Here is a 14,364-nt window from a genome sequence, read left to right as displayed (position 1 = left end):
GGCCCCCTGCTGGCGGAGGCGCTGGGCGACGTCGACGTTCAATATGTCTGGCGCTTCCTGCGCGAGCACAAGATTGATCTTTCGGTTCGCAAATCCTGGTGCGAGAGCAACGACCCCGAATTTGCGGCCAAAGCCGCCGATGTTGTTGGTCTTTATGTCGATCCGCCTGCAAAGGCCATTGTCTTGTGCGTCGATGAGAAGCCATCGATCCAGGCCCTGGAGCGCGCCCAAAGCTATCTGAAGCTGCCCAACGGACGGGCTTTGACTGGCCAAAGCCATGATTACAAGCGGCATGGCACGACGACGCTGTTCGCCGCGCTCCAGGTTGCCACCGGAACGGTCATCGCGGAGCATTCAAAGCGCCGCCGCCGCATGGAGTTCCTCGGCTTCATGAACCGGCTGGTTGCCAGCTTTCCGGACCGCGAACTTCACGTCATCCTGGACAACCTCAACACGCACAAGAAGAATGAGCGCTGGCTCAAAAAGCACCCCTTGGTGCAGTTTCATTTTACGCCGACGGGGCATCTTGGCTCAATCAGGTCGAGACCTGGTTCTCCATCCTGCAAGGCCAGTCGTTGAACGGTGCATCATTCACCGCCGTCACGCAGCTACAGGAGCACATCGATGCCTTCATCCGCGCCTACAATGAAAAAGCACAGCCCTTCGCCTGGACGAAGAAACGAGTCCGCCAAAAGCGGTTCAAAGGCCGCCGTATCACTCAGCTCTGATTCCGGGTACTAGCAATGACCCAGACGGCGATTATTGGCTCCGGCCCGATCTCGAATCCCATTCGGGAAGCGTTCTATACGACCGATTGAGTTCGACACCCAGCGCTCTTGCGCTCGCCTTAGAGCATGATCCGGAAAAGTGGGCACCGGTTTTCCGAAACGATCATGCTCCATAGAGCGGGACCACGATTCGAAGAAAAGTCATGACCTCTAGGCCTGAATCGGAATGAGGGGAGCCACTTCCCGATCCTGCGGTTTTTCGCTCGCCGCAAGGCCGGCGGCGACGCCGATGCGGTCTGCCTTGGGCCGATGCTGACTCATCTTGCGCTTGCCCTCGAACCTGGTGACCGGAATGCGCACCCCGACGATACCGCGCAGTTGCGCGGCGATGAAATCAGCGGGTGCGTCGCTGACAGCCGATGGGTTCGTACGCGACGTCTCATGGACGTTCGTCAGCCGTGTGACCACCTCGAGCAGACGTTCGGGCTCCTGGAAGAACTCGACCGGCCCGTACGCGTGGACGGCGATGTAATTCCATGTCGGCACCACCTTCCCGGTTTCTTGCTTGGTGGCGTACCATGAGGGCGTCACGTAGGCCTCCGGACCCATGAAGATCGCCAGAGCCTCGCCGTTCGGGGCCGCGCGCCATTGCGGATTGCTCTTCGCCAAGTGCCCGTACAGAACTCCGTGCTGTCCTTCGGTCTCCTCGAGGAAGAGCGGCAAGGGTGTCGCAAGCGGCCCGTCCGCGGTGGCCGTGACCAGGTTGGCGAGGCCGGCGGAGCGGATGGTCGCTCGGATGCTTTCGACTTCGTCATCTTTGAAGGCGGGGGGCACATACATGTCGGTTCTCCGTTCTCAGCCCTGACATAGACCCAGCTTGGCACGATCGAAACTGCCAGTTATCGCTGATTTTGCTCGTCCAGCTGTAGGGGCATGCGGCTATGACAATCGCCGCGAACGAAGCTAATCGACGGCTTGAGCCAGAAGCTGACAGCCGCGCTCGATCTGGCGGGTTTCCAGCGCGGCGTAACCCATGACGAGCCCGATATTGTCCAGCTGGCACCGGCGGCCCGGATGACGTTGATCGAAGAGGGGGCGACCGGATATCCTTCGCTTGCGACGCAAGAGGCGCTACGGGTCATCGCGGGAATGGTGTCCGAATGCACGCCGATCTTCCACTGGTCGGACATCGATCCGGACGGCACCTGGATCTTCCGCATGATCGAGCGCGCTATCGGACGCCCGATCCGTCCCCACCTCATGAGCATCGAAATCGCCAAGCGATCTGGACAAGTTCCGCCGAAAAAGGCCGCACCAGCGCGATGCCCATCGGATTCCGGCATAGCTGCGCTCGCCGCTTATCTGGCGGGGGAGGGCGCCAAGATCCTCGAGCAGGAAGAGCTCGACCCGGCCTTGCCCCAAGTCACCGCTCGGAGGTCAGCACTAGTCTAACTGGCCGAGAACCGTCGGTATCATGCGATTGAGAACCGTCAACTCGGTTCCAAGCGCATAGGAAATCGGATTCTCCGTTGTGACTTGAACGACAGTGCCAACCTTCAAATGCATGACTACAGGGTTGCCGGTCACGGGGGGCGCTGCGACTGTCGGGCAAAACGCGAGACAAAGGATGGACCTTGCCGTCTTGGTCCGGCGAAAGATGCAGTCGATCTTTGACTGACCGTTGTCGGCGACGATGCGAGCTATCATCTGCCGACAAGCTTCCGATGCGACCCCCATCGGGACTAGCCAGTCTGAAAAGTATCCGCCATCCGGCCAGATCTCGTGCGCTTGCTGAATCCCGATCTCGTCCTTGTTCCCAGTGGGGGGAAGGGGGTCATTCAATCCTTTGGGTCTCTGAACGATTTAGTCCTGCAGAAAACAATATGCGGTGTGAACTTCTTCATGTTGTGTGATGCTGACGCGGTGTCGCCGAGTCGAGACCTCGCCTCACTGGATTAACTGTCTCAAGGGCGCATGCTCGCGCAAATCCATCCATTGTGCACCGGTCGCAATTAGTTGTGGTATCGCTTGCGACGCAGCGCACGGGACTGCCAAAAGGTAAGGCGCCCCGGTACTTTGCGCGATTTTTGCAAGGCTGATCGCAAGGTGATCAATTGAAAGTTGTCTTGTCATGAACGCGCAGCGGACGCAGCCGAATACCGCCTATGCGATCTGCGGCTTCAACGATATTCCAAGCCAGCGCGCCATGGGCTTCTACCTCATGATCGTCGACGAAGACGGCAGCCACAGGCCGTGGCCCATTGTCGTGGTGCGCTGGGGCAAGCGGGTGTTTGGCTATCTCAACAAATGCCCGCACAACAGCGTGAATCTGGACTGGGAACGCAACCAGTTTTTCGATCCCCGCGGCATCCGGCTGATGTGCGGCAAGCACGGCTCGACCTTCGAGCTCAGCACCGGCCGCTGTGTCGACGGCCCATGCAAGGGCAGCCGGCTCACGCCGGTTGCGTTGACGGTGCTGGACGGCGATATCTGCGTGACCGGCGTGCGGCTTGTCGAGGAGGAGGTTTCCTCTGGCTAAAGCTGAAGCCGGCGCTCAGACCGGCCGGTTCTCGTTGCGGTTTCTCACGGGTTCCATCCTCTTCAGCCCTTCTTCGTAAGAGATCTCGTCATAGGACGCATCGACATCCTTGGCCGCGTCGAGCAGGTAGTCGAGCTTGCCGGGCGCATCGAGCTTCTTGATGTCATTCTTGTCGACCCCGACCAGGTCCATCATCTCCTTCCAAACGGTGGATTCATCGCACGGCAGCACGTTGAAGGTGATACCAGCGAGCTTGATTCGATATTTCGTCAACAGGTCTATGTTGTTGCAAAACATGAAGTAGCTGCCGTCAGGGCTTAGCGCGCTCTCAAGAACGTTTGCGACATCGGCAAGATAAGCGAAGCAGTGCAGATAGCCGGCCAGCACCGGAATGATGTTTTCGCCGACCTGCACGACCGTCAGTACCTGCTCGATCGAATAGTGGGGCGGCCGCTTCTCGTCCGCGACCTGGGCCTGAAATTTCAGTGCGATATCGCCACGAAAGCCGAACCGGCCCCGCTTGGTGGTCCCGCCCTTGAATATGGGATTGAGCAGGCGCCCTTCCTTCTCCAACCGGCCGAGCGCGGTGTTCTCGATTGCAGTCATCAAAAATCATCCCTCTATCCAAGACCACCGCCGGGCACCCCGGCGGTGGGAGACGCAATGCAAATCATTTGCCGCCGCGGGCGTAACCCTTTCTCGGCGGAATCCATAAAGAAGACACGCAAAGCCGCCGCGATCCCTCGAAGACCTTTGTCAGCAACCAGACACGCGTCGCAAAGCCAACAGCCCGATTTTGAAGAATGTGAGCAGTGTCAAGCGCCTGCGCTCTGGCATGCGACTTGCCAATTCGATGCAAATGACTCTGGAAAACAAAAGGTGCCATGATCAATCTGACGGATAGCGCAGTGAATGCGGTCAAGAGCGCGATCTCGGCTTCGGCCCAGCCGAGGAGCGGCTTGCGCATCATGGTCGAGGCCGGCGGCTGCGACGGATTCAAATACAAGATGGACCTCGCCGACGGGGCAAAGCCCGACGACACCGTCATCGAGCGCGACGGGATCAAGGTGTTCGTCGACAATAAGAGCCATGAGCACCTCGCCGGCACGACGATCGATTTCGTGGTGGCGCTGGAGGGCTCGGGCTTCACCTTCGACAACCCAAACGCTAGCTCGAGCTGCTCCTGCGGCAAATCCTTCAGCAGATGAAAAGAGAAATCAAAGCATGCTGGTCGAACCGGAACAGCTGAAGCAACGGTCGGTCGTTGAGACCGATCGTGAACAACTCATTCGGGCTGTGATCGAGGAGATTCGGCCCAATCTGCAACGCGACGGCAGAGACTGTCAGCTCGTTGGGATCGACGGCAGCAAGATCACGGTCAAGCTGACCGGTGCCTGCGTGTTCTGCAAGCTTTCAAGCGCGACGCTAGAAAGCATTCAGGCGCGGCTGGTCCAAGGGCTCGGCGAATTCGTTCGCCTGATCCCGGTCGCCGGCGGCGCCAATCCGCAGCATTGAGCGAGGCTCTGTGCCGATCTATCTCGACAACAATGCGACCACGCGGACAGATCCGTGTGTCTTGCAAGCCATGTTGCCGTTCTTCACGGAGCGGTTCGGTAATGCCTCGTCCGCCCACGCCTTCGGCAGCGAGATCGCAGGCCCGGTGGCCAAGGCACGCCGCAGCCTGCAGAGTTTGCTGGGAGCCGCCCACGATCATGAGATCATCTTTACTTCCGGCGGGACCGAGTCCAACAACACCGCCATCCTTTCTGCGCTCGCGACCCAGCAAGGGCGCGACGAGATCGTCACCACCTCCGTCGAGCATTCCGCCATCCTCACGCTGGTCGAGCAATTGGCGTTAACGGGCATCAAGACGCATGTGATCCCGGTGGATTCGCGCGGCCGCCTCGACCTCGAGGCGTTTCGCTGGGCGCTTGGACCACGCACGGCGATTGCGTCCGTTATGTGGGCCAACAACGAGACCGGCACGATCTTCCCGGTGGAGTTTCTGGCCGGCTTGGCGCGCGCGGCAGGTGCGCTGTTTCACACCGATGCGGTGCAGGCCATAGGCAGGGTGCCCATCGACCTGAAGGACAGTGCTATCGACATGCTCTCGCTGTCCGCACACAAGCTGCACGGCCCCAAGGGAATCGGCGCGCTCTATTTGCGACAAGGCACGAAATTCAGGCCGCTGATCTGGGGTGGGGCACAGGAGCGACGGCGCCGCGGCGGAACCGAGAACATCCCCGGCATCGTCGGTCTTGGAAAAGCTGCAGAGCTTGCGGCGGAGGGGCTCGAGCCGGAGCGTGTTCGCATTGCTGCGTTGCGCGATCGCCTGGAGCAGACGATTTTGCACAACGGCCGCTGCATCCCGCTCGGCGATGTCAGCAACCGCCTGCCGAACACGGCCAGCATCGCCTTCGAAGATCTCGAAGGCGAAGCAATCGTCCACCATCTCAACCGAGCGGGCATTGCCGCTTCGCTCGGATCGGCTTGCAGCTCGGGGTCAATGGAGCCGTCGCATGTGCTGCGCGCGATGAACGTGCCGGCAAGGAGCCTGCGCGGCGCGGTACGCTTTTCCCTCTCGCGTGAAACCACGGCCGATGACGTCGATCAGGTCGTCCGCGTACTGTCGCGCATCCTGGCTAATCTGCGTGCCATGTCACAAGAGCCTCCCAACCCCACCAGCGCTTCGCCCCAATGCACGAGTTGATCTTATGAAAGTCATGATTCGCCGCTCTCCGGAGGGCCTGTCGATTTATGTGCCGAAAAAAGATCTCGAGGAGCCAATTGTGGAATCGGAGCGCGAGACGCTGTGGGGTGGCTGGATCAGAATAGGCAATGGCTGGGTGCTCGATCTACCCGAGATGGCAAGCGACACGTCGCTGCCGATCACGATCAATGCCAGGAAGCGTGGCGAGGACGGCGACGGCCGATGAAGGCGATGGCGCAAACCGACTTCGTCAATGCGGCCGATGCGGAGGCGATTCTCACTGACATAGCGAGGAGGCTGCGTGCCGCCAGCATTATTCCCTATCTCGGACCTGGCCTCGCTGATGTGTCCAAACCGGATGCGACGATGACGCCGGACGCCTTGGCTGCTTTCTTCGCCAGCAAGGTCGCGCTGCCGCGCCGGGCCAAAGGCAACATCTGGGCGTCTGCGCAGCACATCGAGAGCAACAAGCATCGCACCACCGTGACGGCATTGATGGCGCTGGCCTTTGCTGCGCCGGTCGAGCCGACGCCGCTGCATCATCATCTTGCCGTGCTGCCCCTGCCTGTCATCGTCGATACCGGGTATGACGGTGCGATGCGGGGGCGCTTGGCAGGCGCGAGGGATGGGGTGAGGTGCAGGGTATCACCCGCGCCGGCCTCGGCGAGGACCGCTGGTATCGCTTCTATGATGCAGCGGGCGGAGAGGTCGACCATGATGCGGCGCAGAGCTGGAGCACGGTCCTCTATAAGCCGCACGGCGGCGTGTTGCCCGCAAGGAACTTCCTGATCTCTGACGCCGACTATGTCGAGGTCCTGACCGAGATCGACATTCAGACGCCGATCCCCGATGTGGTGAAAGAGCGGCGCAGTGGCCGAAGCTTTCTCTTCATCGGCTGCCGCTTCAACGATCAGCTGCTGCGAACTTAGGCGCGGCAGCTCACCAAGCGCTCGGCCGGTGTTCATTACGCCATCGTGGAGCCAGATGTGCTGTCCAGGAATGAACTGCGTTTTCTGGTCGAACAGGGCCTGACGCCGCTTGCGATCCCGCTCCCGCGCGCGATCGAGATCCTGCTCGCCGGCCGACAGACCGGTATACGGGTGTCGATGTTGCTCGCGTGCCGGCGCACGCGAGTTGTCTTTCGTTCGCGCCAGGGAATGAGTACGTTCATCTCTGTGTCGGGATCGAGACGCCTGGCACACTTCGAACATTGCTAATGTCGTGCAGAAGGCCGTCGCTTTCACGGCAGAGGGCGGTAAGCGGCTCAGCTTTTGACCTAGATCAAAATTGCTCGCAAGTCCGGCCATGGCACGCGAGTTGCAAATCTTCTTTTCAGTTTCCGCTGCAGGGAGAATGGAAGGATGAACGTATCAGCGCTGGACGAAGCAAGCTCGGTAGGGAGCGCGGTCGACATTGGCAAGGTCATGCAGATCGCCGCGCGCAAGGGCTGCGGGAGGTCCGGCGGGGGCAAGGCAAGCTGCGGCTCGCAGGCCGGCCAGGGTGATCTGCCGACCGAGATCTGGGAGAAGGTCAAGAATCACCCCTGCTACAGCGAAGCAGCGCATCATCATTACGCGCGCATGCATGTTGCGGTCGCGCCTGCCTGCAACATGCAGTGCAATTACTGCAATCGTAAATATGATTGCGCTAATGAATCGCGCCCGGGCGTGGTGAGCGAAAAACTAACGCCGGAGCAGGCGGCGAAAAACGTGCTGGCGGTCGCCTCCACAATCCCACAGATGACTGTGCTCGGCATCGCGGGGCCCGGCGATCCCCTGGCCAATCCGAAAAAGACGTTCAAGACGTTCGAGCTGGTGGCCAAGGCTGCTCCCGACATCAAGCTGTGCTTGTCGACCAACGGCCTGATGCTACCCGACCATGTCGACACGATCGCCCGCTTCAAGATCGATCATGTCACCATCACTATCAACATGGTCGATCCCGAAATCGGCGCCAAAATCTATCCGTGGATTTTCTACAACCACAAGCGCTACACCGGCCTAGAAGCCGCAAAGATCCTCAACGAGCGCCAGCTGAAAGGCCTCGAGATGCTCACCGAGCGGGGCATCCTATGCAAGATCAATTCGGTGATGATCCCGGGTATTAACGATCAGCATCTGGTCAAGGTCAACAAGGCGATCAAATCGCGCGGCGCGTTCCTGCACAACATAATGCCGCTGATCTCCGCGCCCGAGCACGGCACGGAGTTTGGTCTCAACGGGCAGCGGGGGCCAACCGCGCAGGAATTAAAGGCACTGCAGGATGCCTGCGAGGGCGAGATGAACCTGATGCGGCATTGCCGGCAGTGCCGCGCCGACGCTGTCGGCTTGCTCGGCGAGGACCGCAGCGCGGAGTTCACTACCGAGAAGGTTATGGCCATGGACGTCAAATATGACTTGCCGATGCGCAAGGCCTATCAAGCCAAGATCGAGCAGGAGCGCGTTGCCAAGCTTGCTGGCAAGCAGGAAGAGCTCGTCGAGCTTGCCAGCAAAATGAGTGACATCAAGCCCATGGTTGCCGTGGCGACGAAGGGCGCGGGCGTCATCAACGAGCATTTCGGTCACGCCAAAGAGTTCCAGGTGTACGAACTCTCCACGACCGGCGCCAAATTCGTCGGCCATCGCCGCGTCGATCACTATTGCCGGGGCGGCTGTGGCGAGGAGGAGCGCCTTGCCACCGTCATCAGCGCCATCAACGACTGCCATGCGGTATTAGTGGCCAAGATCGGCGGCTGTCCGAAAAGCAATCTGTTGAAGGCCGGGATCGAGCCAGTCGACCAATACGCCCATGAGTTCATCGAAAAATCAGCGATCGCCTGGTTCAAGTCCTATCTGGAGAAGGTGCAAAGCGGCGAAATCCAGCATACCGAGCGGGGCGAGGCGGCGATCCGCCAGGGCGCACTGATTTCGGCCGCCTAAGGGGGAAGGTCAATGCCGTTCAAGATCATCGCCTCGCAATGCACGAGCTGCTCGGCTTGCGAGCCCGAATGTCCCAATGTCGCAATCTCGGAGAAAGGCGGAACGTTTGTCATCGATCCGAAAAAATGCACCGAGTGCGTCGGCCATTTTGACGAGCCGCAATGCGTCGCGGTGTGCCCGGTCGATAACACCTGCGTCTTGGACACCTCGTTGCCGCGCTACCAGGCGCGCGCGTAAATAGGGGCCGATCCCATGACCTTTACGCCGGCGCCCAGCGCTGAAAAACTCGCGATTTTCGCGCTGCGCACCGCTGGCCGCAGCTTCCGCCTCGCCGTTACAGGCGGTGGTTGCTTGGATTTGTCCGCCAAGACAGGTGTTGCGCCGGCACCTCGGCCCGGTCAGCAAGGCCTCCAGCGGAACGGGCTAAGATTGCCTCAATTCGGGAGCCGCTAATGCTTGGCGGTGTCACGATCGATTTGACCGACACTGCTGCGCAGAGCGGGCCGATCTTCCAAGAAGCAGGTGTGCTGCTCCAGCGATACCGCAAAGGCTGCCCATTAGAACAGGAAAGCTGCCAATGAACCTCGCTGGGGCCGGCAATCCGCTGTCCGGGAGCGAAGGGGCGCTGATTGCGCGCACGCTGCTCGGCGAAGGCCTGCCGCGCGAAGCCGAGGATCATCTGTGGCAGGCCGGGCTCCTCTATCACGTGGATGCGATCGCGGAAAGGCACCTGCACGAAGCGCAGGCGCTAGCGCCGGGCCACGCCGCCGTCCTGATCGGAATCTACCGCTTCTATTTCTACAAAGGTCGCTTGGCCGAGGCGTTGGAGGTGGCAAAGCTCTGTATCTCCAAGGCAGCGCGCGAAAACGGTCTCGCTGACGATTGGCGGCGGGTCAGCGCGGGCGACGCTGCTTTCGATTGCTACGAGAACATCCTGTCGCGCTTCTATTTATTTTCGCTAAAAGCCTACGCGTACCTGCAGCTGCGGCTCGGCAATCTGGATGAAGGCCGCGCGGCCGCCAGCAAGCTCGTGCAGCTCGAGCCGACCGACAAGATCGGCGCCAGGGTGCTCCTGGACGTGCTGCAGCGGATGGGGCAGGACGATGACGATTGACATCGATAAGGCCCGCGACTGGCTGGGCAACGAGGTCGACTGCGGCACCTGCACTCGTATCGGGCTCAGGGCCAGCGGCGGCTGCCGCTTGATGCACGCCTGCGTCAACGACCGCTATGCTCGCCGCGTCGACCGCTTCTTCTACTGGAATCCGGCGCTGGCCGACGCCTACATCACCCATCCACATTTTGAGGTGCGCGCGATCGCAGCCAACCACGCCAGCGTGTTTCTGCTGCCGATGCCGCCCGACGATGCTGAGGAAACCGTGCGCTGGAACGCCGCGCGGCGCCTGCCCAAGCGCTTAGTGCTGCGGCTGCGCAACGATCTGCATCGGAAGGTTAGGATGCGGGTTGCGACCTTGCTGGATGGGAGCTGGCGCCGATGATCTCGGACCAGGACTATTACGTCCGCCTGGTGGTGGCGAGCCGGATCGCGCGGGCGCTGCTTGGGCGTCTCATGAGCGATGACGAACCCGAGGTGCGCCGCGTGGTTGCGATCCGTGTTCCCAATGAGTGGCTGCTCGGCATGGTCAATGATCCCGATGGCACCGTGCGCCTCGAGATCGCACGGCGGCCGAGCTAGCGGAATTGACCAAAGACGAGGACTCGATGGTGCAGGAAGTCGCCCGCGCGCGCGTGGCCATCCGGCCCGAACGACCGAGAGAGAGTGGGACATGAGCAACATCGTTCGCGACAGCGAGGTGGTCGAGTTGACCGGGCCGCCTTTCTTCAGGTTTGGCGAAAAGGTGCAGGCCAGCCGTACCATCCGCAATGACGGGACATATGCCGGCAAGGAGATCGGCGAGATCCTCGTCAAAAAGGGGGAGGTGGGTTACGTCGTCTCAATCGGCACTTTCCTGCAGCAGTTCTACATCTATGGCGTTCAATTTCTCGAAAGCGGCAACCGCGTCGGCATGAAGCGCAAAGAGCTCGAGCCGGAGGTGGGGCGCGATGAGCTTTTGGATCTGCCGTTGCCTGAAGAGGCCGGCCCATGATCGCCTCGAGACTGCCGAAATACCAATGGGGCCAGCGCGTCAAGGCAGCGGTCGACCTCATCAATGACGGCTCGTTTCCCAATGCACCGGCCGATAGACTCCTGATCGGCGCCGGAGGGATCGGCGAGATCGTGCAGGTCGGCAGGCATAGGGAAGGCAACGTGCCAATCTATCTCGTCGAGTTCGGCGAGCGGATGGTCGTCGGCTGTCTTGAAGAAGAAATCACAGTGCTATGAGGGGGCCTTTGGCGATGAATGCCGCGGTGATGAGAAAGGCAGCGGTCAGGATGATCCCTCACCCGAACGAGCTCGATTGCAAGCGGATCGAGCGCGCCTTAAGCGCGCGCAAGCGCTATCGCTATGTCTCGCCGCATGTGAAGGCGGTGAGGGGGCTATCTGATCGAGAGTCCCTGCTGCTCTCGCAATATCGACGCCGATGGCGGCCTTATCGATGCCGCGCTGATCCACTACGACATGGTGTGCGGCATGTGGAAGCTGTTTCGCAAGAACCACGCAAACGGAATCTGGGAGTTTTATAGCATTTACCACCGGCTGACCTCGGCGATCGAAGATTTGAACACAGATCCCGAGCGGCTGTTCTGGCTATGAAGCTTATTTAGGGTCCAATTATATGGGAGACGCGATGGCGCTTGGCACAGACGAATTGATGGAAATCGAACGGGTGCTCGCGGCGGCGCAGGCTGATGCAGATCCGGTTCTCGAGTTGCGGCGTCGCTTTCCGCACCTCGCCGCGACACGCTGTGATGCCTCTGACGTGACGGAGCGACCATTCCGGAGTCTTCCGAATTTCGATCTGCATCTGATCGATGGCTGCGATCGCTGCCTAGATATCACGGCCGATCCGGTGCGGGCGATTGGCATCCTGCTGGCGGCAAGGAGGATCGGACGGTGATCGGCGTTGGACTGGTAGGGCATCGCGACGATGGCACGGACGCGGTCGACGCCGATTTATCCTTCATTCCGCTCTCAGATCCCGATATCACCTCCGCCGAGCTCTCCGCCGTGGAAGCGCTGCTGTGTTCGCCACGGGTCTCCAATGGGCCCATCACCGAGGCCTTCGAGAAAGCCTTCGCCGCCTACCTTGGGCGCAAATATGCCGTTGCCGTCCCCAGCGGCACCATCGGGCTTCTGCTTGCACTAAAAGCGCTCGGCATCGGACCCGGGCAGGAGGTGATTGCCTCGCCTTATTCGTTTCGTGAGGTAGTGCATGCTATCAGTCTCGTGGGCGCGAGGGCCGTATTTGCCGACGTCGACTATTGGTCGGGAGCCTTGGCTCCGGCGAAGGTCGAAGAGCGTGTCACGGCCAACACGCGGGCGATCATTGGTGGCAACCCCAATGGCCATCCGGCGCCATGGTCGGAGCTGCGCGCGATCGCGCAGCGCCATCAATTGCCGCTCCTGGAGGATTCAACCGAAGCGATCGGATCGCGATACAAGTTCGAACTCGTCGGCCGCTTTGGCGATATCGCCGTGTTCGACTTCGCCCAGCCACTGGCCCTGACCTGCGGCGAAGGCGGCATGGTGGTGACCGACGACATCGACATGGCCGTTGGCTTGCGCCGCCATCGCGCGCATCGGCTGGATGAGCGCTCCTCCGTTGTCGTCAGCAGCGCAGCGCCCCACCAGGCCGGCATGAGCGATCTCACAGCCGCGCTGGGCCTTGCGCAGCTGAAGCGCCTCGAGGAGATCCTGGAGCGGCGCCGACTCGTCGAACAGCTCTACAACGCGCATATGCAATCCTTTGAGGGTATCAAGCCTCCCTATGTCGGTCCCGATGTGACCGAGGTGAACTGGTTTCTTTATCTCGTCCATCTCGGAACGCGCTTCGCGCGATCCAGCCGCGACGCCATTGTCGATGACCTCCGCATCGAGCAGGTCGAGGCCGCCGCTTATTGCTATCCCTTGCATCTGCAGCGGCATTATTTCGAACTTGGCTATCGTCATGGCGATTTCCGGGTTGCGGAAAAGATCGCCGATCGCGCCCTGGCACTGCCGTTTCACAGCCACCTCACCGACGAGCAGATCGAGTTCATCGTGGAGACGATGAAGGACGCATCCATCAACATCGGCGCTGGCGCAGCAATTTATTAGCAACGAGGAATTATCAATGCGAGGCGCAAGGCAGGCTTGAATGTCGACATGCACAGTCTCACCGTTGGACAAGATAATCGACGTCATTCACGCCACGTCACTTTTGGCGGTGCTGCAGAACCCGGAGATCGCCACTTCCGGACAAATGCAGGGGCAGACCACACGCGGATGCTCCGGCCTGTTCGTCCGGCAAGGCCACGAGGAACTCTTGAGGGTGGTGCGGGAAGACAATGAGAAGCTCAATGCAATTTGATGTTCTCAGCGGGCCGTCGATGCCTACAAGGAGCTGGTCGGTGGAATTGGCGTCCTTCGGTTGACCGGTACCGCCGTCGATGTCTTTCGCGCAGGAAAACACGGCGCATGAGCAAGGGAGCAGCGCGACATGGGCAGCCAAGAGATTGAGGTGTTCGCCGTCTGCCCCGCCGATGCAATCGAGCGGGGCAGCGCGAGGGGCTTTAGCCTGTCACGGATCGACGAGAGCGGTGAGAGTCGGCCGTTTCCGATTGTTGTGGTTCGGACCGTTGGCAATGATTATCACGGCTATGTCAACCGCTGCCCACATGACGGCGTCTGGCTCAACATCCGTGCGGGCGAATTTTTCTCGCCCGACCGCGCCTTTCTCGGGTGCGGCCGGCACGGAGCGATCCTCGAGATCGACAGCGGGTTTTGCATCGATGGCCCTTGTAACGGAAGAGCCCTTGAGCCGGTTGCGCTCGCCGTGATCGGCGGCGACGTCTGCCTGTGTGCCGTGAAGCTGGTGGAGGACAACGGCTTTCCCGGTCCGTTCGAGGATGGCGACGAAACCATGGACATCATGATCCATCCAGATTAACAGGCTTGATCTCATGAACGTGGACTTAAGGAGTCTTTTAAGGGAAAGCGCCGTCATTCGCATGAACATCGGCGCAGGTCTGTCGCGTATCGCTGCGTTCGGATTTGTTAGGATCAAGGGCCGGGCAGGCCGGCGGGTTATCCTGTAGCCCAGCATGAATGGTACGGCGCTACTCGAACAGCGAGACGCGCATCCATTCGATGTTCGCGTGCGTTGGTGGCTTTGCGAGGATCAAACGCCCGGTCGCCAGCTCTTATCGCGCATGGACGCATTACCCTGAAACGGAGATCATTCGCGCCCGCATCCGAATGATCTCGGCGGCCCAAGGAGGTGTTCAAGTGCTAGTACCCACTTTTCTTGGATCGTGAGTCGTGCTTCAAGATATGGATGATACCCGAAGCAAGAGAAGTCCACCTTT

19 protein-coding genes and 3 pseudogenes are annotated in these 14,364 nt (G+C 60.4%); 20 read left to right on the top strand and 2 right to left on the bottom strand.

Annotated features, from left to right (window positions below; all coding sequences use genetic code 11):
• Positions 1–728: pseudogene (locus AC5ZGW_RS43090) on the top strand (IS630 family transposase); the annotation flags it as partial.
• 210 nt (positions 729–938) lie between these two features.
• On the opposite strand, the gene AC5ZGW_RS43085 reads toward AC5ZGW_RS43090, so the two are convergent.
• Positions 939–1,568: an FMN-binding negative transcriptional regulator gene (locus AC5ZGW_RS43085; protein ID WP_028169022.1), complete on the bottom strand. Its 630-nt coding sequence runs from the start codon at positions 1,566–1,568 to the stop codon at positions 939–941.
• 135 nt (positions 1,569–1,703) lie between these two features.
• Here AC5ZGW_RS43085 and AC5ZGW_RS43080 point away from each other — a divergent pair, with 135 nt between their 5' ends.
• Together AC5ZGW_RS43080 and AC5ZGW_RS43075 are read left to right on the top strand one after the other, a co-directional pair.
• Positions 1,704–2,180, top strand: a complete 477-nt coding sequence (locus AC5ZGW_RS43080) for a Wadjet anti-phage system protein JetD domain-containing protein (protein ID WP_028169021.1) — start codon at positions 1,704–1,706, stop codon at positions 2,178–2,180.
• A 679-nt stretch (positions 2,181–2,859) separates the two neighbouring features.
• Positions 2,860–3,267, top strand: a complete 408-nt coding sequence (locus AC5ZGW_RS43075; protein ID WP_028169019.1) for a Rieske (2Fe-2S) protein — start codon at positions 2,860–2,862, stop codon at positions 3,265–3,267.
• Between the two features lie 15 nt (positions 3,268–3,282).
• Here AC5ZGW_RS43075 and AC5ZGW_RS43070 read toward each other — a convergent pair whose 3' ends face one another.
• Positions 3,283–3,873 (bottom strand): hypothetical protein, encoded by a 591-nt coding sequence (locus AC5ZGW_RS43070; protein ID WP_130229987.1) that lies wholly within the window; start codon positions 3,871–3,873, stop codon positions 3,283–3,285.
• Positions 3,874–4,151: 278 nt separating this feature from the next.
• Between AC5ZGW_RS43070 and AC5ZGW_RS43065 the strand changes: the two genes are divergently transcribed.
• The 17 genes and pseudogenes from AC5ZGW_RS43065 to AC5ZGW_RS42985 all read left to right on the top strand — a co-directional run bounded on the left by AC5ZGW_RS43065 (position 4,152) and on the right by AC5ZGW_RS42985 (position 13,946).
• Positions 4,152–4,475: a HesB/IscA family protein gene (locus tag AC5ZGW_RS43065; protein WP_028169017.1), complete on the top strand. Its 324-nt coding sequence runs from the start codon at positions 4,152–4,154 to the stop codon at positions 4,473–4,475.
• 16 nt (positions 4,476–4,491) lie between these two features.
• Positions 4,492–4,782, top strand: coding sequence for a NifU family protein (locus AC5ZGW_RS43060; RefSeq protein ID WP_028169016.1), 291 nt, complete (start codon positions 4,492–4,494; stop codon positions 4,780–4,782).
• Positions 4,783–4,792: 10 nt separating this feature from the next.
• On the top strand, positions 4,793–5,977 hold the full coding sequence (nifS, locus tag AC5ZGW_RS43055) for a cysteine desulfurase NifS (RefSeq protein ID WP_028169015.1): 1,185 nt from the start codon (positions 4,793–4,795) through the stop codon (positions 5,975–5,977).
• Positions 5,978–5,981: 4 nt separating this feature from the next.
• Positions 5,982–6,203: a putative nitrogen fixation protein NifT gene (gene nifT / locus AC5ZGW_RS43050; protein WP_028169014.1), complete on the top strand. Its 222-nt coding sequence runs from the start codon at positions 5,982–5,984 to the stop codon at positions 6,201–6,203.
• A pseudogene (locus AC5ZGW_RS43045) lies at positions 6,200–7,059 on the top strand (SIR2 family NAD-dependent protein deacylase); the annotation flags it as partial. The gene nifT and the pseudogene AC5ZGW_RS43045, both read left to right, overlap by 4 nt.
• A gap of 279 nt (positions 7,060–7,338) precedes the next feature.
• Positions 7,339–8,895, top strand: a complete 1,557-nt coding sequence (nifB, locus tag AC5ZGW_RS43040; RefSeq protein WP_130229983.1) for a nitrogenase cofactor biosynthesis protein NifB — start codon at positions 7,339–7,341, stop codon at positions 8,893–8,895.
• Positions 8,896–8,907: 12 nt separating this feature from the next.
• Positions 8,908–9,132 (top strand): YfhL family 4Fe-4S dicluster ferredoxin, encoded by a 225-nt coding sequence (locus tag AC5ZGW_RS43035; protein ID WP_028169012.1) that lies wholly within the window; start codon positions 8,908–8,910, stop codon positions 9,130–9,132.
• Positions 9,133–9,472: 340 nt separating this feature from the next.
• A complete protein-coding gene (locus tag AC5ZGW_RS43030) occupies positions 9,473–10,009 on the top strand; it encodes a tetratricopeptide repeat protein (protein WP_130229981.1) in 537 nt (178 codons plus the stop codon).
• The gene (locus AC5ZGW_RS43025; protein ID WP_245475084.1) at positions 9,999–10,394 is read left to right on the top strand and encodes a 4Fe4S-binding leucine-rich repeat protein; all 396 of its coding nucleotides are present in this window, start codon (positions 9,999–10,001) and stop codon (positions 10,392–10,394) included. Before AC5ZGW_RS43030 ends, AC5ZGW_RS43025 begins: the two co-directional genes overlap by 11 nt.
• Complete coding sequence (locus AC5ZGW_RS43020) at positions 10,391–10,591, top strand: hypothetical protein (RefSeq protein WP_245475083.1); 201 nt, start codon at positions 10,391–10,393, stop codon at positions 10,589–10,591. The genes AC5ZGW_RS43025 and AC5ZGW_RS43020 overlap by 4 nt, the downstream gene beginning before the upstream one ends.
• 91 nt (positions 10,592–10,682) lie before the next feature.
• On the top strand, positions 10,683–11,003 hold the full coding sequence (locus AC5ZGW_RS43015) for a nitrogen fixation protein NifZ (protein ID WP_130229979.1): 321 nt from the start codon (positions 10,683–10,685) through the stop codon (positions 11,001–11,003).
• Complete coding sequence (locus tag AC5ZGW_RS43010; protein ID WP_028169009.1) at positions 11,000–11,239, top strand: nitrogen fixation protein NifZ; 240 nt, start codon at positions 11,000–11,002, stop codon at positions 11,237–11,239. Before AC5ZGW_RS43015 ends, AC5ZGW_RS43010 begins: the two co-directional genes overlap by 4 nt.
• 14 nt (positions 11,240–11,253) lie before the next feature.
• A pseudogene (locus AC5ZGW_RS43005) lies at positions 11,254–11,611 on the top strand (DUF3024 domain-containing protein).
• Between the two features lie 34 nt (positions 11,612–11,645).
• On the top strand, positions 11,646–11,915 hold the full coding sequence (locus AC5ZGW_RS43000) for a DUF6129 family protein (RefSeq protein WP_130229977.1): 270 nt from the start codon (positions 11,646–11,648) through the stop codon (positions 11,913–11,915).
• Positions 11,916–11,926: 11 nt separating this feature from the next.
• Positions 11,927–13,114, top strand: coding sequence for a DegT/DnrJ/EryC1/StrS family aminotransferase (locus AC5ZGW_RS42995; RefSeq protein ID WP_245475085.1), 1,188 nt, complete (start codon positions 11,927–11,929; stop codon positions 13,112–13,114).
• Positions 13,115–13,178: 64 nt separating this feature from the next.
• A complete protein-coding gene (locus AC5ZGW_RS42990; RefSeq protein ID WP_130229973.1) occupies positions 13,179–13,367 on the top strand; it encodes a hypothetical protein in 189 nt (62 codons plus the stop codon).
• Positions 13,368–13,496: 129 nt separating this feature from the next.
• Positions 13,497–13,946: a Rieske (2Fe-2S) protein gene (locus AC5ZGW_RS42985; protein ID WP_130229971.1), complete on the top strand. Its 450-nt coding sequence runs from the start codon at positions 13,497–13,499 to the stop codon at positions 13,944–13,946.
• Positions 13,947–14,364 lie beyond the last annotated feature (418 nt).

Source organism: Bradyrhizobium sp. Crot121 (assembly GCF_059512385.1).
Note: the sequence above shows the minus strand (reverse complement) of the source record. Positions and strands in the feature narration are given on the sequence as shown.

Bases quoted from the DNA above. Each gene is read 5' to 3' on its own strand.
- AC5ZGW_RS43030 (WP_130229981.1), top strand. From the start codon at position 9,473: ATGAACCTCGCTGGGGCCGGCAATCCGCTGTCCGGGAGCGAAGGGGCG.
- AC5ZGW_RS42985 (WP_130229971.1), top strand. From the start codon at position 13,497: ATGGGCAGCCAAGAGATTGAGGTGTTCGCCGTCTGCCCCGCCGATGCA.
- AC5ZGW_RS43070 (WP_130229987.1), bottom strand. From the start codon at position 3,873: ATGACTGCAATCGAGAACACCGCGCTCGGCCGGTTGGAGAAGGAAGGG.
- AC5ZGW_RS43000 (WP_130229977.1), top strand. From the start codon at position 11,646: ATGGCGCTTGGCACAGACGAATTGATGGAAATCGAACGGGTGCTCGCG.
- nifT (WP_028169014.1), top strand. From the start codon at position 5,982: ATGAAAGTCATGATTCGCCGCTCTCCGGAGGGCCTGTCGATTTATGTG.
- nifB (WP_130229983.1), top strand. From the start codon at position 7,339: ATGAACGTATCAGCGCTGGACGAAGCAAGCTCGGTAGGGAGCGCGGTC.
- AC5ZGW_RS43015 (WP_130229979.1), top strand. From the start codon at position 10,683: ATGAGCAACATCGTTCGCGACAGCGAGGTGGTCGAGTTGACCGGGCCG.
- AC5ZGW_RS43085 (WP_028169022.1), bottom strand. From the start codon at position 1,568: ATGTATGTGCCCCCCGCCTTCAAAGATGACGAAGTCGAAAGCATCCGA.
- AC5ZGW_RS43065 (WP_028169017.1), top strand. From the start codon at position 4,152: ATGATCAATCTGACGGATAGCGCAGTGAATGCGGTCAAGAGCGCGATC.
- AC5ZGW_RS43035 (WP_028169012.1), top strand. From the start codon at position 8,908: ATGCCGTTCAAGATCATCGCCTCGCAATGCACGAGCTGCTCGGCTTGC.
- AC5ZGW_RS43060 (WP_028169016.1), top strand. From the start codon at position 4,492: ATGCTGGTCGAACCGGAACAGCTGAAGCAACGGTCGGTCGTTGAGACC.
- AC5ZGW_RS43025 (WP_245475084.1), top strand. From the start codon at position 9,999: ATGACGATTGACATCGATAAGGCCCGCGACTGGCTGGGCAACGAGGTC.
- AC5ZGW_RS43075 (WP_028169019.1), top strand. From the start codon at position 2,860: ATGAACGCGCAGCGGACGCAGCCGAATACCGCCTATGCGATCTGCGGC.
- AC5ZGW_RS43020 (WP_245475083.1), top strand. From the start codon at position 10,391: ATGATCTCGGACCAGGACTATTACGTCCGCCTGGTGGTGGCGAGCCGG.
- AC5ZGW_RS43010 (WP_028169009.1), top strand. From the start codon at position 11,000: ATGATCGCCTCGAGACTGCCGAAATACCAATGGGGCCAGCGCGTCAAG.